The sequence below is a fragment of the Rhizobium sp. PL01 genome (assembly GCF_033447125.1).
Classification (GTDB): Bacteria; Pseudomonadota; Alphaproteobacteria; order Rhizobiales; family Rhizobiaceae; genus Pararhizobium.
Genome location: NZ_JAWQUM010000004.1, coordinates 322,616 through 337,748 on the forward strand (window position 1 = coordinate 322,616; position 15,133 = coordinate 337,748).

The following is a 15,133-nucleotide window of genomic DNA, read 5'->3' on the forward strand; positions in this document are numbered from 1 at the left end:
GTCAGGTGACATATGGCACAAGTAACGGTGATGATCGACGGCAAGGCCTATCGCATGGCATGCGAGGAGGGCCAGGAAGATCATCTGACCGAACTGGCCACGCGCTTCGACCAGTATGTCAGCCACCTGAAGAGCCAGTTCGGCGAGATCGGCGACCTTCGCCTGACGGTGATGGCCGGTATCATGGTGATGGACGAGCTCAGCGAAGTGAACCGCAAGCTGAAAAATGTTCAGGCGGAGACCGACGCACTGAAACAGGGCCGCGTTGCGACCTTGTCGGACCAGCAGAAGAATGAGGATGCTCTGGCTTCGGCTCTCTCCGAGGTCACATCGCAGATTCACGAGATTGCCGCCAAGCTCAGTGGCAAGGCTGCGCCTGCTTCTCACTGAATTTTGACAAGTTGGGCGAGTGCCACTGGCGCAAGCCATCGATGCACTCTATATTCGTGTTGCGGTCTGCGCTTCCCGACAGGACACCACAATCCCTGGGGCCATACTCGATCCAAAGGGAGCTGTCCCTGACCTGGCCCGTGGGCTAGGTCACATGGCGCCCACCTACGTTTGTAGGCACCCAGGATCGTAAAAAGTCCATCGGTTGTGTGGATCGCACTTTTCTCCCTAGAATCCCCCAGCTTGCACCGTCGGCCGAAAGGCCTCGCGGATGGCGTTGGACATGGTTTCGACGATGCGTTTGTTGCCGCGTGGCCGGGTCTTCATCACGACATTGGAAAAATCGATGACGTCGTAGCCCTCGGCAGCTGTCAGCTCGCGGCATCCCGCGGGGATGCTTGAGCGGGTGAGGGGGGCGATCGCCAGACCTGACGTGACCGCGGCGATCAGGCCGCTGCTGGTGCGGCTGATATAAGCGACGCGGCTTTCCTTGTTGCGTTTTGTCAGGCTCCTCAGCGCCAGTTCATCGCACCAGCCGTTTTTCAGGTAGGTATAGGTGGCGATCGGCAGCGGATAGCGCGTGTGGGCGCAGTGCTGGTCGGAGGTCACCCAGACCGTCGGATCGACCATCAGCACTTCGTTGCGCGTCGGGCCGCCGGGCTCGAAGACAACGGCAATATCGATTTCGCCGGCGTCGAGCGCTGCGAGGTTGGACATCGAGACGCCCTGCTGCACGGTCACTTCGACGCCGGGATGGACGGCGGCGAAGGCGCCCAGCGCCTTTGGCAGGGTCGAGTTGATATATTCCTCTGAAATACCGATCCTGACCGAGCCATCCAGCGCCGGCAGCCGGATCGAGGCGGCCGTGTCGTCCAAAAGCGTGACGATACGACGGGCATTATCCAGCAGCCGGATGCCGTGGCCGGTCATGTTGACGCCCCGCGATCCGCGCTCGAACAGGGTCTCGCCCAGAATATCCTCGAGCTTCTTGATCTGCATGCTGACGGCCGATTGCGTCCGGCCGACCGTCTCTCCCGCCTTGGTGAAGTTGCCGCTTTCGGCCACGGCCACGAAGGTACGCAGAAGATCGCTTTCAACAGGAGGAAACATCGCGCCAGCCATCATGTTTTCTGATGGTAGGCATGTTCGCAATTCGTTGGATTGATGTCAATGGACGTCCGATACTCCACGCGAACACGTTGGAGTGTCCGGATATGAAGCACGATCACAGAACAAGGCGGTGGCAAGCCAGGCTGAGCAGCCGGGTTTGCCAGGCGCTTGCGCAATGGCGGCAGAAGCGACTGGCGCGGCGGGCTTTCGCAGAGATATCGCAGCGTAAAAGCGCGCATCTGCTTGAGGATATCGGATTGGACAGAATGGATACCGGCCGCGATCAAGGACACGGTGCCGTGAGGCACCGTTTCTGGATGTTATGAAATCAAATCCATCCGCGCAGCGCGGAAAACCGCTTCTGCCACGTTACCCGCCTGCAATTTCTCCATCGCCGAGGCAAAGGCCTGCTCTATTCTCTCATGGCAGATATCGGTTTCGCGGGTGATATCTTCCCTTGTTCTCCCGCGCGCCGCCAGTGACAGGCAGCGCAATTCCAATGGGTCGAGTTCCTGCAGCATCTTGTCCTTCATGGACATATCCGGCTCCATCATAAAGCAGAACAATTCCCCGCGTCGCCGGAAGCGGGCACTGAATTGTTTCCTGATTTGAATCGAGGCTCTCTCTTGCACGGCGTTAACGACGTGCGAAAGCAGAACTGATCTGCATGATGAACAGACTTCTAAAATCGTATCAGATTGGGAAAAGTGTGTGATTCCGTCGCAAAAAGTGACGGATAGGGGCGGATGCGCGGTTTTCCTACTGGCGCGTTCTGCGTTAGAAATGAACAGCTTGTTGGCTGGGAGAGCGAGGCATGACACCGAGGGAACTGAAGGCTGCGTTGCGTTTGGAGCGCTTGGCGTTGCGCGATGCGATGACGCCTGAGGCGCGCATCGAAGCCAGTCTTTCGATGCTTGATCAAGCCGGCGACACCATCGAATTTGACCCTGGTCTGGTGATTTCCGGCTTCTGGCCGATCCGCTCGGAGGTCGATATCCGGCCGTTGATGGCGCGGCTGCGCGAGCGTGGTGCCCGGCTTTGCCTGCCGGCTATCATCGACAAGCAGACGATCGTTTTTCGCGAACTGGTGCCGGGCGCGCCTATCATCGAAACGGGTTTCGGCACCACCGGACCGGCGGAAGATGCGCCGGTTCTCGACCCGGATATCATGCTGGTGCCTTTATCCGCCTTCGACAGGGCAGGCCACAGGATTGGCTACGGTGCCGGATATTATGACCGCGCCATCGAACGTTTGCGCCTGAAAGGCCACAAACCAAGGCTGATCGGGATTGCATTTGACTGCCAGGAAGTGGCATCAGTGCCGGCGGAGCCGCATGATGTGGCGCTGGATGCCTTGCTGACCGAAAGCGGCCTCCGGATTTTCGGGCTAGGAATAAGCAAATATGAGACTTCTGTTTCTGGGTGACATGGTTGGCAAGACTGGCCGGACGGCGGTCTGGGAAAAACTCCCCGGCCTGATCAGCGACCTGAAACTCGATTTCGTCATCGTCAATGGCGAGAACGCCGCCGGCGGTTTCGGAATTACCGAAGATATCTTCCTCGAAACCATCAATGCCGGTGCCGATGTCGTGACCACCGGCAACCATGTCTGGGACCAGAAGGAAGCGGTTTCCTTCTGCCAGCGGCACGACCAGTTCCTGCGGCCAGCCAACTATCCGGCCGGCACCCCCGGGCGCGGCTCGAACCTCTTTTTCGCCCGCAACGGCGCCCGTGTTCTCGTGGCCAATGTCATGGGCCGCGTCTTCATGCATCCGGAACTCGACGACCCCTTCAAGGCGGCGGAAAGCATTCTTGCTGCCTGCCCGCTGAAGGAGCAGGCCGACGCGATCATCTTCGATTTCCATGCGGAGGCGACCAGCGAGAAGCAATGCTTTGGCCATTTCGTCGACGGACGCGCCAGTTTCGTTGTTGGCACGCACACCCATGTGCCGACCGCAGACGCACAGATTCTCAATGGCGGCACGGCCTATATGTCGGATGCCGGCATGTGTGGCGATTACGACTCGTCGCTCGGCATGGAAAAGGAAGAGCCGCTCAACCGCTTCATCTCCAAGATGCCGAAGGGCCGTTTCGAGGCCGCCTCCGGCCCGGCGACCCTCTGCGGCGTCGGTGTGGAGATTTCCGACCGTACAGGACTGGCCGAGAATATCGCGCCGCTCAGGATTGGGCCGCGGCTTGCCGAAACGATCCCGGCGTTCTGGGTCTGAGCTTTCCCTTTCATAATTTCACACGATTAAAAGTGATACAAAAATTATGAAAATCGTCTATGATGAGATCAAGCGGAAGCTCAATTTAGAGAAGCATGGGTTTGATTTCGCGGATTTGACGCTGGACTTCTTTGCAAGCGCCACGATCGTTCCGGTTAAGAAGGACCGATTGATGGCGATCGGTGTCGTGCGGCCCGGCGTGGTCTCCGTGGTTTTTGTCACGCTCGGCACCGAAGGTATTTCGATTATCTCGCACCGCCTGGCAAGCAGAAAGGAAAGGTTGGCTCATGAACGTTCACAAGCCGCAAATCCCGCAGCTGACGGATGAGCAAGAGGCAGAAATCCAAAGAAAGATAGCCAGCGATCCGGACGGCCCGGAAGCGACCGATGAGGAACTGTCGCTAGCGCGTCCCTTTGCAGAGGTTTTTCCTGAACTGATGGAAAGCATCCGTCGTTCTCGTGGGCGCCCGATCGTTGAAGTGCGTAAACAGCAGGTTTCACTGCGCCTTGATCCCGATGTCATCGCGAAGTTCAAGGCGACTGGCAAGGGCTGGCAGGCTCGAGTCAATGAGATCCTGAAGCAAGCAAAACCCTGAGCTGATCATTATTCTAATGACGTAATTGTGAGCGGCAGCCCAGCAATCCGGGCTGGACCTCGCGCTTTGCCTGTCTATCCTCTGCGCTCATGCCAACCTTGGTGCTATGAGGTGCATGATGCCGCGATTGATCCTGCTTGCATTTGCCGCCATCGTTCTTCTGCATACCATGTGGCCGATGCCGGCCCACGCGCAGAGCGCGCGCCCACCGGTCAGCCAATGCCAGGCGATCGCCCGGTCTCTCCCTGACGTTACCTTCGCGAGTTTCAAGCCGTCGACCGCCCTTAACGTTCAGGCTTCGGCGGGAGACGCCCTTGAGATCACCTATGTCGGTCATTCGACGTTTCTGATCGAAACGCCGGGCGGTGTGTCGATCGCCACGGACTATAGCGGCTGGTACGCACCACCGAAGCTGCCGGACGTGGTCACCATGAACAAGGCGCATTCCAGCCATTATACGCTGACGCCGGATCCGGCGATCAAGCATGTGTTGCATGGGTGGGGCGACAATGGTCAGCCGGCGGATCACGATGTCGTGGTCGGCGATGCCTATATCCGCAACGTCACGACGGATATCCGCGCAGGCGGGGCAATGATGGAGCCGGACGGCAATTCGATCTTCATCTTCGAGGTCGCGGGCCTCTGCATCGGTCATCTCGGTCATCTGCATCACGAGCTTGACGATACGGATTACGCAGAGATCGGGCGGCTGGATGTTTTGATGGTGCCGGTCGATGGCGGCCTGACGATGGGAGCGGAAAGCATGAGCCGGGTGGTGACGCGGCTCCGCTCGTCGCTGATCCTGCCGATGCACCGGCGCGGCCCTCCGGTCACGAGTTTCCTGCAGATGTTCGGTGATGGTTTCGACAAGAGCTTTGCGCCGCAGGCAAGCGTCACGGTGTCGATGCGTTCCTTGCCAAAGAAGCCGCTGATTTATATCCTGCAGGGTGTCTGACCTTGGGATTCATGGAATGAAATTTCTCGCAGCCTGCCTTCTTGCCGTTCTCTCCATGACACAACAGGTTCTGGCCGATGCCGCCCCGCCACCGCGCTCGCCGACGGCGGAAGGTGACAAGACGCCCGTCACTGTGCCGGAAACAAAAACATTCGGGCGTCAGGAAGAGTTCGTTTTGCCTTCCGGCAATATCGGCTGTATCTATACGCCGGAAGGCGGAACGCAGGTCTATCAGCCTGCGGATGGTGGCCCGGAACTGTCCTGTGACCGGGTCGAGCCTCGCTATGTGCGCGCCACACTGTCTCGCAAAGGGACTGCGACGATTGCCAATGATGTCGGTGATCCCAGCTGCTGCTCGGCAGGCCCGGTGCTTGACTATGGCCAGACCTGGGCTGCCGGCCCGTTCTCCTGCCTTTCGACCCGCACCGGCCTTTCCTGCGAGCGAAACGACGGCCATTCGTTCTTCCTCAGCCGCAAGCGCCTTGCCGCCAACTGAAAAAAAGCCGGCCCTTCTGGACGCAAAGCTCCAATGAAACTATAAGGCGCCCAATTCCAAACATGACGAGTATGAGAAGAGGGCGCCATGGCCGGCCATTCACAGTTTAAAAACATCATGCACCGCAAGGGCCGTCAGGATGCCGTGCGGTCGAAAATGTTCTCCAAGCTCGCACGCGAAATCACCGTCGCGGTCAAGGGTGGATTGCCTGATCCGACGATGAATGCGCGCCTGCGTCTGGCAATCCAGAACGCCAAGGCACAGTCGATGCCGAAGGACAATATCGAGCGCGCCATCAAGAAGGGCTCCGGCGCCGATGGTGAGAACTACGAAGAAGTCCGCTACGAAGGTTATGGTCCGGGCGGCGTTGCCGTTATCGTCGAGGCACTGACCGACAACCGCAACCGCACTGCCTCCAACGTCCGCTCGACCTTCACGAAGGCCGGCGGCGCGCTGGGTGAAACCGGTTCGGTGTCCTTCTCGTTCGATCGCGTCGGCGAAATCTCCTACAAGCTTTCGGCTGGCGATGCCGACAAGGTGATGGAAGCGGCAATCGAAGCCGGTGCCGAGGATGTGATGACCGACGAGGATGGGCACTTCATCATCTGCGGTTTCGAAGATATCGGCGACGTTTCCAAGGCGCTTGAAGCGACACTCGGCGAAGCCGACACGGTCAAGGCGATCTGGAAAGCCCAGAACACCGTGCCGGTCGATGAAGAACGCGCCCAGTCGCTGATGAAGCTGATCGATACACTCGAAGACGACGACGACGTTCAGAACGTCTACACCAATTTCGAAGTCTCCGACGAAGTCATGGCCAAGCTTTCGGCCTAAATTCCAGTTCACGTCACCGCCTGTCGGAATTGGCAAGCCAGTTCCGACAGTTGAGCATTAGGCTCCTGTCTTTTCGAGAGGATGTTGATCATGCAGACTGTGACGAAACTTGCGACACCCGTGCCCGCTGACGGCGATCCGGCAACACTGGATGGCTGGGTTGTCGTGGCCGGCACGCCGACAATGAAGACCTGGGCGCTTCATACGTCCTCGGACGGCTCGATGGTCTCCGGCTATTGGGAAGCGACGCCCGGCACCTATCACGCGACCTACACGGCTTACGAATTCGTGCACATGATCGCCGGCAAGATCATCATCACACCCGATGGCGGCACGCCGGTTACCGTCAGCGCAGGCGATGCCTTCGTCGTCGAGGCCGACTTCAAAGGTACGTGGGAAATCCTCGAAACGGTGCGCAAGCACTTCGATTTCAAAGTTTCGGCTTGATCCACGATTGAGGTAACGGATACCCCGGATTTCTCCGGGGTATTTTTTATGCTGCTTTCGCGAGCTGCTGTTGCGCATCCGCAAACAGCCGCACCGATTTCAGCCGGGCGTCCATGTCGTAGATCGGCATGGAAACGATCACCTCATCGGCATCGGTCTGGTCGATGAACTTGTCGAGCTTCGTCTTGATGGTCTCAGGCCCGCCGACGACCGCATAGGTCATGGCGTGATCGACGAAGATTTTCTCATTGTCGCTCCATAGGCTGTCCATCGAATCCACTGGGGCAGGAAATTGACCGCGGGCGTTTCGGCGCAGAGCGACGAAAGACTGTTGCATCGAGGTGAAGAGGTGGTTGGCTTCGTCATCGGTATCGGCCGCAACGCCCATGATGCCGACCATGGCATAGGGCTGGTCGAGATATTGCGATGGCTCGAAACGCTCGCGATAGATTTCGAGCGCCGACAGCAGCATGTCCGGCGCGAAATGCGAGGCAAACGCGAAGGGCAGGCCAAGCATGCCGGCGAGATGGGCGCTGAAATGGCTGGAGCCGAGCAACCAGATCGGCACATTGCTATCGGCGCCGGGCACGGCGATCAGGTCCTGACCGTCCTTGAGCGGGCCGAGCAGTGCCTGCAACTCGACGACATCATTGGGGAAATTGTTGGCACTGGCTTCCATGTTACGGCGAAGCGCCGATGCTGTGCGCATATCCGTCCCCGGTGCGCGGCCAAGGCCGAGATCGATACGGCCGGGATAGAGCGCTGCCAGCGTTCCGAACTGCTCCGCAATCACCAGCGGCGAATGGTTTGGCAGCATGATGCCGCCAGAACCGACGCGGATAGTCTTGGTGCCGGCCGCCACATGCGAAATGACGATCGAGGTCGCCGCACTGGCGATCCCCTTCATGCCGTGATGTTCGGCCAGCCAGAAGCGTTTGTAGCCGGATGCTTCGGCTTCCTGCGCCAGCCTCCGGGAGTTCTTCAGCGCCTGGGAGGCGTTCGAGCCCTGCGTGATCGGGGAAAGGTCGAGGATCGAAAAGGGCACCATGGGAAAAGCCTTCGATGAATGGAACTGATAGAAGCCAATGTAAGATCGAATTTGGTAAATCCAAGTCCGCCGATGGCATGTGATCAGCCTGTATCGCCAAATTGTAGTCGATGTTTTTGTTTTGTTCACATTCTGCTGGCAGCATCCGGGCATGAGTATTAAGCTTCCAACCATGCACAACACGATTCGTATCATCGGCATCGATCCTGGCCTTCGCCGCACTGGCTGGGGCGTTATCGATACGCTCGGAAATTCCCTGCGCTTCGTCGCCTCCGGTACCGTCACCTCCGATGGCGACATGGATCTGGCCTCCCGGCTTTGCCAGCTGCATGATGGCTTGGCCGATGTGATCCATACCCATAAACCTGACGAGGCGGCTGTCGAGCAGACCTTCGTCAACAAGGATGCCGTGGCGACGCTGAAGCTTGGACAGGCACGTGGTATCGCCATGCTGGTTCCGGCACGTGCAGGGCTGCCGGTGGCGGAATATGCGCCAAACGCGGTCAAGAAGTCGGTCATCGGTGTCGGTCACGGCGAGAAACGCCAGATCCACATGATGCTAAAGATTCTGATGCCGAAGGCGGAATTCAAAGGCGACGACGCTGCCGACGCGCTGGCGATCGCCATCTGCCACGCCCACAATCGCGGCGGCGCGCGGATGCGTATGGCGGCGCTGGCTGGTTGATATGTTCTTGACTTGTTCTATTGGTAAGGATATTTCTTACTTCAGAGGAGCAAGCCAATGCGTGTCACGTCAAAAGGCCAGGTAACCATCCCTCGGGATTTGCGGGAGCTGGCCGGTATAGCGCCCAACAGCGAGGTCATTTTCGCGATGGAAGGCGGCAAGCTCACGATCGTTCCGAAAGACGGCAAGCAAGAATTAGAAGATCGGCTCCGCCTGGAGCGGTTCCTCGAATCTTTGCAGCGGCTGGAGGGGACGGGCAATCAAGAGATCAATGCGGACAGGCTCATGGAAATGACGCGGGATCGCTAGGCAGATGGCGACCTTGGTGGATACGAATGTCCTGGTCGATATTGCCGTTCGGGATCCGAATTGGCACGGTTGGTCCAAAGCCCAAATCTTTGCGGCAGCAAAACGGGGTGCCATTGTCATCAACCCAGTCATCTATTCAGAGTTTTCTGTGCGTTACGAACGTATGGAAGATGTCGATTATCTCCTGCCTGAAGCAGATTATAGTCGCGAAAATCTGCCTTGGAGCGCGGCGTTTGCGGCAGGCGTTGCATTTCGCAGATACAGGTTGGCTGGTGGTGCGCGCGAGCGGGTGCTGCCGGACTTTCTGATCGGCGCACACGCGGCCATCCGGGGACATAGTCTTTTGACCCGAGACCCAAAAGGTTATCGGACGTACTTCCCCTCAGTCGAACTGATCACACCGGAAACTCACCCATGAAGGATTTTGCGCCATGATCGGCAAACTCAAGGGAACGATCGACGAGATCGGCGACGACCATGTCGTGGTGGACGTGCACGGCGTCGGCTATGTCGCTCATTGCTCGTCGCGGACATTGTCGAAAATCGGTTCGTCCGGCGAAGCGATCGTGCTGTTTATCGAGACCTATGTGCGCGAGGACCAGTTGCGGCTGTTCGGTTTCCTGTCGGCGCTGGAGCGGGAATGGTTCAGGCTGTTGCAGAGCGTTCAGGGTGTCGGCTCCAAGGTCGCGCTTGCGGTTCTGTCTATTCTGACGCCGGGCGAACTGGCCAATGCCATTGCGCTGCAGGACAAGACAGCCGTGTCCCGGGCGCCAGGGGTCGGGCCAAAGGTTGCCGTGCGCATCGTCACCGAGTTGAAGAACAAGGCTCCGGCCTTTGCCGGGGAGGCGAGTGCCAATATCGGCTTGAAGCAGGAACTGGGTGAAGGCGTTGCTTCTGCACCGGTCTCCGATGCGGTCTCGGCGCTCAGCAATCTCGGCTATTCGCGCGATCAGGCAGCCAATGCGGTGGCGGCGGCGCTCAAGAATGGCGGCGAGGGGCTGGATAGCGCCAAGCTGATCCGGCTGGGGCTAAAGGAACTGGCGCGCTAAGTGCGTTGCCCTGACGTGTAAGGCATGAGATTGAGTGTTCATGAGTGAAGAGCAGAGACTGATCGCACCGGAAAAGCGCGGCGAGGACCTCGATACGACCTTGCGTCCCCAATCGCTGGATGAGTTTACCGGCCAGGCGGAAGCGCGCGCCAATCTGAAGGTCTTTATCGAAGCGGCGAAAAACCGGGGCGAGGCGCTGGATCACGTCCTGTTCGTCGGCCCCCCCGGCCTCGGCAAGACGACCTTGGCGCAGATCATGGCCAAGGAACTCGGTGTCAATTTTCGCTCGACCTCCGGTCCGGTGATCGCCAAGGCGGGGGATCTCGCGGCGTTGCTGACCAATCTCGAAGACCGGGATGTGCTGTTCATCGACGAGATCCACCGGCTCAGCCCGGCTGTCGAGGAAATTCTCTATCCTGCGATGGAGGATTTTCAGCTGGATCTGATCATCGGGGAAGGACCTGCAGCACGCTCGGTCAAGATCGACCTGTCGAAATTCACGCTGGTCGCTGCCACCACCCGGCTCGGGCTTTTGACGACGCCGCTGCGGGATCGTTTCGGTATTCCGGTGCGGTTGAACTTCTATACGGTCGAAGAACTGGAATTGATCGTGCGCCGGGGGGCACGGTTGATGGGACTTGGCATTACCGATGACGGCGCACGCGAGATTGCCCGCCGGGCGCGTGGCACGCCGCGTATCGCTGGACGGCTTTTGCGCCGGGTGCGCGATTTTGCCGAGGTCGCCAAAGCTGAAGCCGTCACCAAGCAGATCGCCGATGAGGCGCTGACCCGGTTGCTGGTCGACAATATGGGGCTCGACCAACTCGACAAGCGCTATCTCACGATGATCGCACTCAACTTTGGCGGTGGCCCGGTTGGTATCGAGACCATTGCGGCAGGGCTGTCCGAACCCCGCGATGCAATCGAGGATATCATCGAGCCCTACATGATTCAGCAGGGTTTCATCCAACGTACACCGCGCGGGCGTATTTTGACCGCAAATGCATGGAAACACCTAGGATTGCAGGTCCCGAAGGATCTGGAAGCCACCCAATTCCGCCTGTTCCAAGAGGATGATTGATTGATTTCCCGGCGCGGTTTTTTAGGGACGGTCGCAACCATGATGCTGACCGGCATAGCCACGGGCGCTTATGCCGTCGGTATCGAGCCGGTCCGTCAGCCGCGCGTGCAGCGCTATGCACTCGTTCCGGATAAATGGCCGGCCGGATTGAAGTTGAGACTTGTTGTCCTTGCCGACATTCATGCCTGTAATCCGTGGATGTCGCCAAAGCGGATCGGTGAAATCTGCAGGCAGGCCAATGGACTGGGCGGCGACATGATCCTGCTTTTAGGGGATTTTCTATCCGGTATGCGGGTAAGGACAGGACATGTGGCGCCGGAAGACTGGGCACGTGAGCTTGCCGCTCTGTCCGCGCCGCTCGGCGTTCACGCCGTCATGGGGAACCATGACTGGCTCGACGATCCCGGCGCGATGGCGTCCGGGAAAGGACCGACGCTCGTCCATACGGCCCTCTCATCCATCAACGTTCCCCTTTATGACAACCGCGCCAGCCGTTTCGAGAAGGACGGCGAGGGCTTCTGGCTTGCAGGCCTGGCTGACCAGATCGGCCCCTGGCCGGGTTTCGACGATCTGCCTGCCACCATGGCGCACGTCAGCGATGATGCGCCGGTTATCCTGATGGCGCATGAGCCGGACGTGTTCCCGCAAGTGCCCGGCCGGGTCTCCCTGACGCTGTCGGGGCATACGCATGGCGGGCAGATCCGCCTGTTTGGCTATTCACCGGTCGTGCCGTCCCGCTACCACAACCGCTACGCCTATGGCCATATCGTTGAAGACGATCGCAACCTGATCGTTTCCGGTGGTCTGGGATGCTCGATCCTGCCCATCCGTTTTGGTTCACCGCCGGAAATCGTCGTTGTCGACCTTGGATAGACCATGACCGGACTTGGCCGCAGCCTGCCGGGCTAGGCCAGATGTTCGACTGTCTCTCTGAGCAACTCCAAGCTACCGGGCTTCCAGCCCAGCGCCTCGATCTTGCAGGTGCCCATCGGGTTGCAGGCTGCCGTATCGCCGGCGGCAGGCAAGGGATGCGGACAGTGTGTGGCGCGCTGCAGGAGGGAGAGGATCTCCCGGTTGTCTGTCAGGAGATCGGAAACGTTGAAGGTTTCGCCATTGATGCGCACGGTGTCTGATTCCAGCATCAGCCGCACGGCCGATGCGACATCGTCGCCGTGCACTTCGGTGCTGGCGCGGGGCGAAACAGGTTTGCCTGCGAGATAGTCTTCGAACAGCCCGGCCCATTTCTGCCGCTGCCCCGGTCCAGCAGGGCCGTAGATGCCGGTTGCCCTGATACTTGCGGTGACGAAGCCGTGGCCGCAGAGAGAGGCGAGGCTTCGCTCCGCCTGCAGCTTGACCTCGCCATACAGCGTGTCGGGCTTGCCGGCCATACCCTCGTTCAGCACAATGCCGGGCGCTTGGGCCCCGTAGGCGGCGCGGCTCGACAGGAAAACACAGCGGCGCACGCCGGCATCGCGGGCGGTCTCGAACAGCCGCACGGTTCCGTCCAGGTTGGCGCGCCGAAACCCTTCGGGATCGTCCCCTTCGCCGCCGCGATATTTTCCGGCCACATGATCGAAGGCGGCGTGCACGAAGTAATAGACGTGATCGAAGGCCTCGATCTGGTCGGCATCCGGGTCGAGCCGCAGTGGCACGAAGGCAACGTCTCTTGAAAAGAAGCCCGGCTCGGGCGCGGTACGGCCGCCAACGGTGACCTTGTAACCATTGGCCAGCAGGTGCTCGACGATGAAACGGCCGGCATAGCCGGTGCCGCCGGAAACGAGAACGCGTGTCATGGGCTTCCTGATGTCACTCCGGGCTTGGCGGGCCGGGGTTTGGCAGATCGGCGATATGCGGAATAGCCTTGCCGCTGAAGAAAGCATGCCAGAGATTGATCAGCGGGCGCAGTCTTTCCGCTTTCGGATGGTCTTTTTCCCACGGTTTTTCATATTGATAATGCAGCACGGCGATCGATGACCAATCCCACAGCGCCGGCATGGTGAACCATACATATTGCAGCATATTCATCGTGACCGGGAGCCCGTGCCATTCCGGGAAAAAGTCCTGCAGAAATGTCTGATCGGTGCGCGGCCAGAAGGCTTCCGGAGTATCGAGCTGTTGCAACATCGCCTCGAACGTCTTCACGGATGGTGTGGCAACGAAGACGCCCGAATTCAGCCGCTGAAAATCGGCAAGGCTTTCGTAAACATTCGGTGCGGCTGAAAATTCTGGATAGTCGAAGTAACGGTCGATGTTTTTCAGCACCAGCGCATCTGCATCGATGAAGATGCAGCGCTCGTATTCGATCAGTTGCCAGAGCCGCAGCTTGCAGAAATTGTCGAGTGGCGAGTGAAAGTCCGGTTTACGGCCCTTAGTGAAGGGGGCCGTACGGTGAATACTCTTGCGGGCATGCCGTTCGTTGAAGGCATCCGATAGCGGCAACAGGTCAGTGGCGACAAGCCGGCAGCCAAACTCGGCGAGTGGTGTCAGAGCATGCCCATCGACACCCCTAGTATGGAGAACAACGATATCGGCCTGCGTTCCTGTCATCCGGATCGACCGTGCAAGCGCGGTCGCGCCCATCGCGTAGTCGGCATTCGTCACCAGGGTGACGAATGCGTACCGCGATCGCGCAGGGCCGGAGGGCGCAACACCTTCTGAGGCCGTGCCTGGCTGTGTCATGAAACCGATTTCAGCCTTCTTCCTTCGGGATCGTGGTTGATCTTGGCGGCGATGTCCTTGGTCCAGGCCGAAACGGCCGGCACGCGGCTCCGGTCGACACGGTAAGCGTATTTCTTGCCGACATCGACAATCTCTGCAAGCAGGCCGTCCTGCAGCCGGATCGGATTAAGACCCAGTTCGCGGAATTTCTCGTTGCGCACCACCAAATCGTTTTCGGCGGCTTCCTTGCGCGGATTGGGCAGCCAGGCGATGTCGGAACCGGTCAGACCGGCGATCATTTCGGCAAGGTCGCGAATCCGGTGCGTCTCGGTCATCTGGTTGAAGATCTCGACGCGATCGCCACGCTGCGGCGGGTTTTCCAGCGCCAGTTCGATGCAACGGACTGAGTCCTGGATGTGGATGAAGGCACGGGTCTGGCCGCCGGTGCCATGCACGGTCAGCGGATAGCCAATTGCCGCCTGGATGAGGAAGCGGTTGAGAACGGTGCCATAGTCGCCGTCATAGTCGAAGCGATTGATCAACTGTTCGTGGCGGCGGGTCTGCTGGGTATGCGTGCCCCAGACGATGCCCTGATGCAGGTCGGTGATGCGCATGCCGTCATTCTTGGCATAGAACTGGAACAGCAACTGATCGAGGCATTTGGTCATGTGATAGATCGAGCCGGGATTGGCCGGATAGAGAATATCCTGTTTCGCGGTTTCACCGCTTTCGGTCTCGATGCCAACCGGAAGATACCCTTCGGGTATCGCTGCACCGACCGTCGAGTAACCGTAGACGCCCATGGTGCCGAGATGGACGAGATGGGCATCGAGGCCGATTTCGACCAAAGCATTCAAGAGGTTATGGGTGGCGTTGACGTTGTTGTTGACCGTGTAGTTCTTGTGGCGGTCGCTCTTCATCGAATAGGGAGCGGCCCGTTGTTCGGCAAAGTGGATGACGGCATCCGGGCGGTTTTCCGCGAGCCAATTTTTCAAAAGCTCATAGTCGCGGGCAAGATCGATCAGATGGAAGTGGATGCGGCGGCCGGTTTCGGCGTGCCAGATACGGGTGCGCTCCTGAATGGAGTCCATCGGGGTCAGTGACTGGACGCCAAGCTCCGTATCGATCCAGCGGCGCGAGAGATTGTCGAGGATGTGGATCTCGTGTCCGGCGTCGGACAAATGCAGGGCCGTCGGCCAACCGACGAAACCATCACCGCCAAGGACAGCAATTTTCATGCAGGCAAC

General features: G+C 59.1%; 21 protein-coding genes and 1 other RNA gene. 16 read left to right on the plus strand and 6 right to left on the minus strand.

Annotation, left to right across the window (positions count from 1 at the left end):
- Positions 1–12: 12 nt before the first annotated feature.
- Together R6X40_RS11970 and ssrS are read left to right on the plus strand one after the other, a co-directional pair.
- A complete protein-coding gene (locus tag R6X40_RS11970) occupies positions 13–390 on the plus strand; it encodes a cell division protein ZapA (protein ID WP_318413835.1) in 378 nt (125 codons plus the stop codon).
- Between the two features lie 60 nt (positions 391–450).
- Positions 451–610: non-coding RNA, 6S RNA (gene ssrS, locus R6X40_RS11975), on the plus strand.
- A gap of 8 nt (positions 611–618) precedes the next feature.
- Here ssrS and R6X40_RS11980 read toward each other — a convergent pair.
- Both R6X40_RS11980 and R6X40_RS11985 read right to left on the minus strand, forming a co-directional pair.
- Complete coding sequence (locus R6X40_RS11980; protein WP_318413836.1) at positions 619–1,500, minus strand: LysR family transcriptional regulator; 882 nt, start codon at positions 1,498–1,500, stop codon at positions 619–621.
- Between the two features lie 320 nt (positions 1,501–1,820).
- Complete coding sequence (locus R6X40_RS11985) at positions 1,821–2,033, minus strand: LuxR C-terminal-related transcriptional regulator (protein ID WP_162743548.1); 213 nt, start codon at positions 2,031–2,033, stop codon at positions 1,821–1,823.
- A 281-nt stretch (positions 2,034–2,314) separates the two neighbouring features.
- Here R6X40_RS11985 and R6X40_RS11990 point away from each other — a divergent pair, with 281 nt between their 5' ends.
- The 8 genes from R6X40_RS11990 to R6X40_RS12025 all read left to right on the plus strand — a co-directional run bounded on the left by R6X40_RS11990 (position 2,315) and on the right by R6X40_RS12025 (position 7,056).
- Positions 2,315–2,926 (plus strand): 5-formyltetrahydrofolate cyclo-ligase, encoded by a 612-nt coding sequence (locus R6X40_RS11990; RefSeq protein ID WP_318413839.1) that lies wholly within the window; start codon positions 2,315–2,317, stop codon positions 2,924–2,926.
- Positions 2,904–3,728, plus strand: coding sequence for a TIGR00282 family metallophosphoesterase (locus R6X40_RS11995; protein WP_318413841.1), 825 nt, complete (start codon positions 2,904–2,906; stop codon positions 3,726–3,728). Before R6X40_RS11990 ends, R6X40_RS11995 begins: the two co-directional genes overlap by 23 nt.
- Before the next feature lie 46 nt (positions 3,729–3,774).
- Positions 3,775–4,056 carry a BrnT family toxin gene (locus R6X40_RS12000; protein WP_318413843.1) on the plus strand — a complete coding sequence of 94 codons (282 nt, stop codon included), beginning with the start codon at positions 3,775–3,777 and terminating at the stop codon, positions 4,054–4,056.
- Positions 4,016–4,324 (plus strand): BrnA antitoxin family protein, encoded by a 309-nt coding sequence (locus R6X40_RS12005; protein ID WP_318413844.1) that lies wholly within the window; start codon positions 4,016–4,018, stop codon positions 4,322–4,324. Before R6X40_RS12000 ends, R6X40_RS12005 begins: the two co-directional genes overlap by 41 nt.
- Before the next feature lie 115 nt (positions 4,325–4,439).
- Complete coding sequence (locus R6X40_RS12010; RefSeq protein ID WP_318413846.1) at positions 4,440–5,279, plus strand: MBL fold metallo-hydrolase; 840 nt, start codon at positions 4,440–4,442, stop codon at positions 5,277–5,279.
- Positions 5,280–5,295: 16 nt separating this feature from the next.
- Positions 5,296–5,775: a hypothetical protein gene (locus tag R6X40_RS12015; RefSeq protein ID WP_318413848.1), complete on the plus strand. Its 480-nt coding sequence runs from the start codon at positions 5,296–5,298 to the stop codon at positions 5,773–5,775.
- A gap of 87 nt (positions 5,776–5,862) precedes the next feature.
- Entirely contained in the window at positions 5,863–6,609 is a 747-nt protein-coding gene (locus tag R6X40_RS12020) for a YebC/PmpR family DNA-binding transcriptional regulator (protein ID WP_318413850.1), read from the plus strand.
- Between the two features lie 90 nt (positions 6,610–6,699).
- Positions 6,700–7,056: a cupin domain-containing protein gene (locus R6X40_RS12025; protein ID WP_318413851.1), complete on the plus strand. Its 357-nt coding sequence runs from the start codon at positions 6,700–6,702 to the stop codon at positions 7,054–7,056.
- Positions 7,057–7,102: 46 nt separating this feature from the next.
- Here the strand turns inward: R6X40_RS12025 and R6X40_RS12030 are convergent, their stop codons facing one another.
- A complete protein-coding gene (locus R6X40_RS12030; protein ID WP_318413853.1) occupies positions 7,103–8,104 on the minus strand; it encodes an LLM class flavin-dependent oxidoreductase in 1,002 nt (333 codons plus the stop codon).
- A 172-nt stretch (positions 8,105–8,276) separates the two neighbouring features.
- On the opposite strand from R6X40_RS12030, the gene ruvC reads away from it, so the two are divergent.
- The 6 genes from ruvC to R6X40_RS12060 are packed head-to-tail and all read left to right on the plus strand — an operon-like array spanning position 8,277 to position 12,101.
- Positions 8,277–8,789 carry a crossover junction endodeoxyribonuclease RuvC gene (ruvC, locus tag R6X40_RS12035; protein WP_318414211.1) on the plus strand — a complete coding sequence of 171 codons (513 nt, stop codon included), beginning with the start codon at positions 8,277–8,279 and terminating at the stop codon, positions 8,787–8,789.
- Positions 8,790–8,846: 57 nt separating this feature from the next.
- Positions 8,847–9,098, plus strand: a complete 252-nt coding sequence (locus tag R6X40_RS12040; RefSeq protein WP_318413855.1) for an AbrB/MazE/SpoVT family DNA-binding domain-containing protein — start codon at positions 8,847–8,849, stop codon at positions 9,096–9,098.
- Between the two features lie 4 nt (positions 9,099–9,102).
- Positions 9,103–9,516 (plus strand): type II toxin-antitoxin system VapC family toxin, encoded by a 414-nt coding sequence (locus R6X40_RS12045; RefSeq protein ID WP_318413857.1) that lies wholly within the window; start codon positions 9,103–9,105, stop codon positions 9,514–9,516.
- A 13-nt stretch (positions 9,517–9,529) separates the two neighbouring features.
- Positions 9,530–10,147 carry a Holliday junction branch migration protein RuvA gene (gene ruvA, locus R6X40_RS12050; RefSeq protein ID WP_318413858.1) on the plus strand — a complete coding sequence of 206 codons (618 nt, stop codon included), beginning with the start codon at positions 9,530–9,532 and terminating at the stop codon, positions 10,145–10,147.
- A gap of 40 nt (positions 10,148–10,187) precedes the next feature.
- Positions 10,188–11,228 carry a Holliday junction branch migration DNA helicase RuvB gene (ruvB, locus tag R6X40_RS12055; RefSeq protein WP_318413860.1) on the plus strand — a complete coding sequence of 347 codons (1,041 nt, stop codon included), beginning with the start codon at positions 10,188–10,190 and terminating at the stop codon, positions 11,226–11,228.
- Positions 11,229–12,101 carry a metallophosphoesterase gene (locus R6X40_RS12060; RefSeq protein ID WP_318413862.1) on the plus strand — a complete coding sequence of 291 codons (873 nt, stop codon included), beginning with the start codon at positions 11,229–11,231 and terminating at the stop codon, positions 12,099–12,101.
- Positions 12,102–12,133: 32 nt separating this feature from the next.
- Here R6X40_RS12060 and R6X40_RS12065 read toward each other — a convergent pair whose 3' ends face one another.
- Genes R6X40_RS12065 through R6X40_RS12075 form a run of 3 tightly spaced genes read right to left on the minus strand, consistent with a single transcriptional unit; the run spans position 12,134 to position 15,124 of the window.
- Positions 12,134–13,021, minus strand: a complete 888-nt coding sequence (locus R6X40_RS12065; protein ID WP_318413863.1) for an NAD(P)-dependent oxidoreductase — start codon at positions 13,019–13,021, stop codon at positions 12,134–12,136.
- A 13-nt stretch (positions 13,022–13,034) separates the two neighbouring features.
- Positions 13,035–13,907 carry a glycosyltransferase gene (locus tag R6X40_RS12070; protein WP_318413865.1) on the minus strand — a complete coding sequence of 291 codons (873 nt, stop codon included), beginning with the start codon at positions 13,905–13,907 and terminating at the stop codon, positions 13,035–13,037.
- The gene (locus R6X40_RS12075; RefSeq protein ID WP_318413867.1) at positions 13,904–15,124 is read right to left on the minus strand and encodes an NAD-dependent epimerase/dehydratase family protein; all 1,221 of its coding nucleotides are present in this window, start codon (positions 15,122–15,124) and stop codon (positions 13,904–13,906) included. Before R6X40_RS12075 ends, R6X40_RS12070 begins: the two co-directional genes overlap by 4 nt.
- Positions 15,125–15,133 lie beyond the last annotated feature (9 nt).

Excerpts from the sequence above, each read along its gene's own strand:
- R6X40_RS11970 (WP_318413835.1), top strand. The coding sequence starts at position 13 with ATGGCACAAGTAACGGTGATGATCGACGGCAAGGCCTATCGCATGGCA.
- R6X40_RS11980 (WP_318413836.1), bottom strand. The coding sequence starts at position 1,500 with ATGTTTCCTCCTGTTGAAAGCGATCTTCTGCGTACCTTCGTGGCCGTG.
- R6X40_RS11985 (WP_162743548.1), bottom strand. The coding sequence starts at position 2,033 with ATGAAGGACAAGATGCTGCAGGAACTCGACCCATTGGAATTGCGCTGC.
- R6X40_RS11990 (WP_318413839.1), top strand. The coding sequence starts at position 2,315 with ATGACACCGAGGGAACTGAAGGCTGCGTTGCGTTTGGAGCGCTTGGCG.
- R6X40_RS11995 (WP_318413841.1), top strand. The coding sequence starts at position 2,904 with ATGAGACTTCTGTTTCTGGGTGACATGGTTGGCAAGACTGGCCGGACG.
- R6X40_RS12000 (WP_318413843.1), top strand. The coding sequence starts at position 3,775 with ATGAAAATCGTCTATGATGAGATCAAGCGGAAGCTCAATTTAGAGAAG.
- R6X40_RS12005 (WP_318413844.1), top strand. The coding sequence starts at position 4,016 with ATGAACGTTCACAAGCCGCAAATCCCGCAGCTGACGGATGAGCAAGAG.
- R6X40_RS12010 (WP_318413846.1), top strand. The coding sequence starts at position 4,440 with ATGATGCCGCGATTGATCCTGCTTGCATTTGCCGCCATCGTTCTTCTG.
- R6X40_RS12015 (WP_318413848.1), top strand. The coding sequence starts at position 5,296 with ATGAAATTTCTCGCAGCCTGCCTTCTTGCCGTTCTCTCCATGACACAA.
- R6X40_RS12020 (WP_318413850.1), top strand. The coding sequence starts at position 5,863 with ATGGCCGGCCATTCACAGTTTAAAAACATCATGCACCGCAAGGGCCGT.
- R6X40_RS12025 (WP_318413851.1), top strand. The coding sequence starts at position 6,700 with ATGCAGACTGTGACGAAACTTGCGACACCCGTGCCCGCTGACGGCGAT.
- R6X40_RS12030 (WP_318413853.1), bottom strand. The coding sequence starts at position 8,104 with ATGGTGCCCTTTTCGATCCTCGACCTTTCCCCGATCACGCAGGGCTCG.
- ruvC (WP_318414211.1), top strand. The coding sequence starts at position 8,277 with ATGCACAACACGATTCGTATCATCGGCATCGATCCTGGCCTTCGCCGC.
- R6X40_RS12040 (WP_318413855.1), top strand. The coding sequence starts at position 8,847 with ATGCGTGTCACGTCAAAAGGCCAGGTAACCATCCCTCGGGATTTGCGG.
- R6X40_RS12045 (WP_318413857.1), top strand. The coding sequence starts at position 9,103 with ATGGCGACCTTGGTGGATACGAATGTCCTGGTCGATATTGCCGTTCGG.
- ruvA (WP_318413858.1), top strand. The coding sequence starts at position 9,530 with ATGATCGGCAAACTCAAGGGAACGATCGACGAGATCGGCGACGACCAT.
- ruvB (WP_318413860.1), top strand. The coding sequence starts at position 10,188 with ATGAGTGAAGAGCAGAGACTGATCGCACCGGAAAAGCGCGGCGAGGAC.
- R6X40_RS12065 (WP_318413863.1), bottom strand. The coding sequence starts at position 13,021 with ATGACACGCGTTCTCGTTTCCGGCGGCACCGGCTATGCCGGCCGTTTC.
- R6X40_RS12070 (WP_318413865.1), bottom strand. The coding sequence starts at position 13,907 with ATGACACAGCCAGGCACGGCCTCAGAAGGTGTTGCGCCCTCCGGCCCT.
- R6X40_RS12075 (WP_318413867.1), bottom strand. The coding sequence starts at position 15,124 with ATGAAAATTGCTGTCCTTGGCGGTGATGGTTTCGTCGGTTGGCCGACG.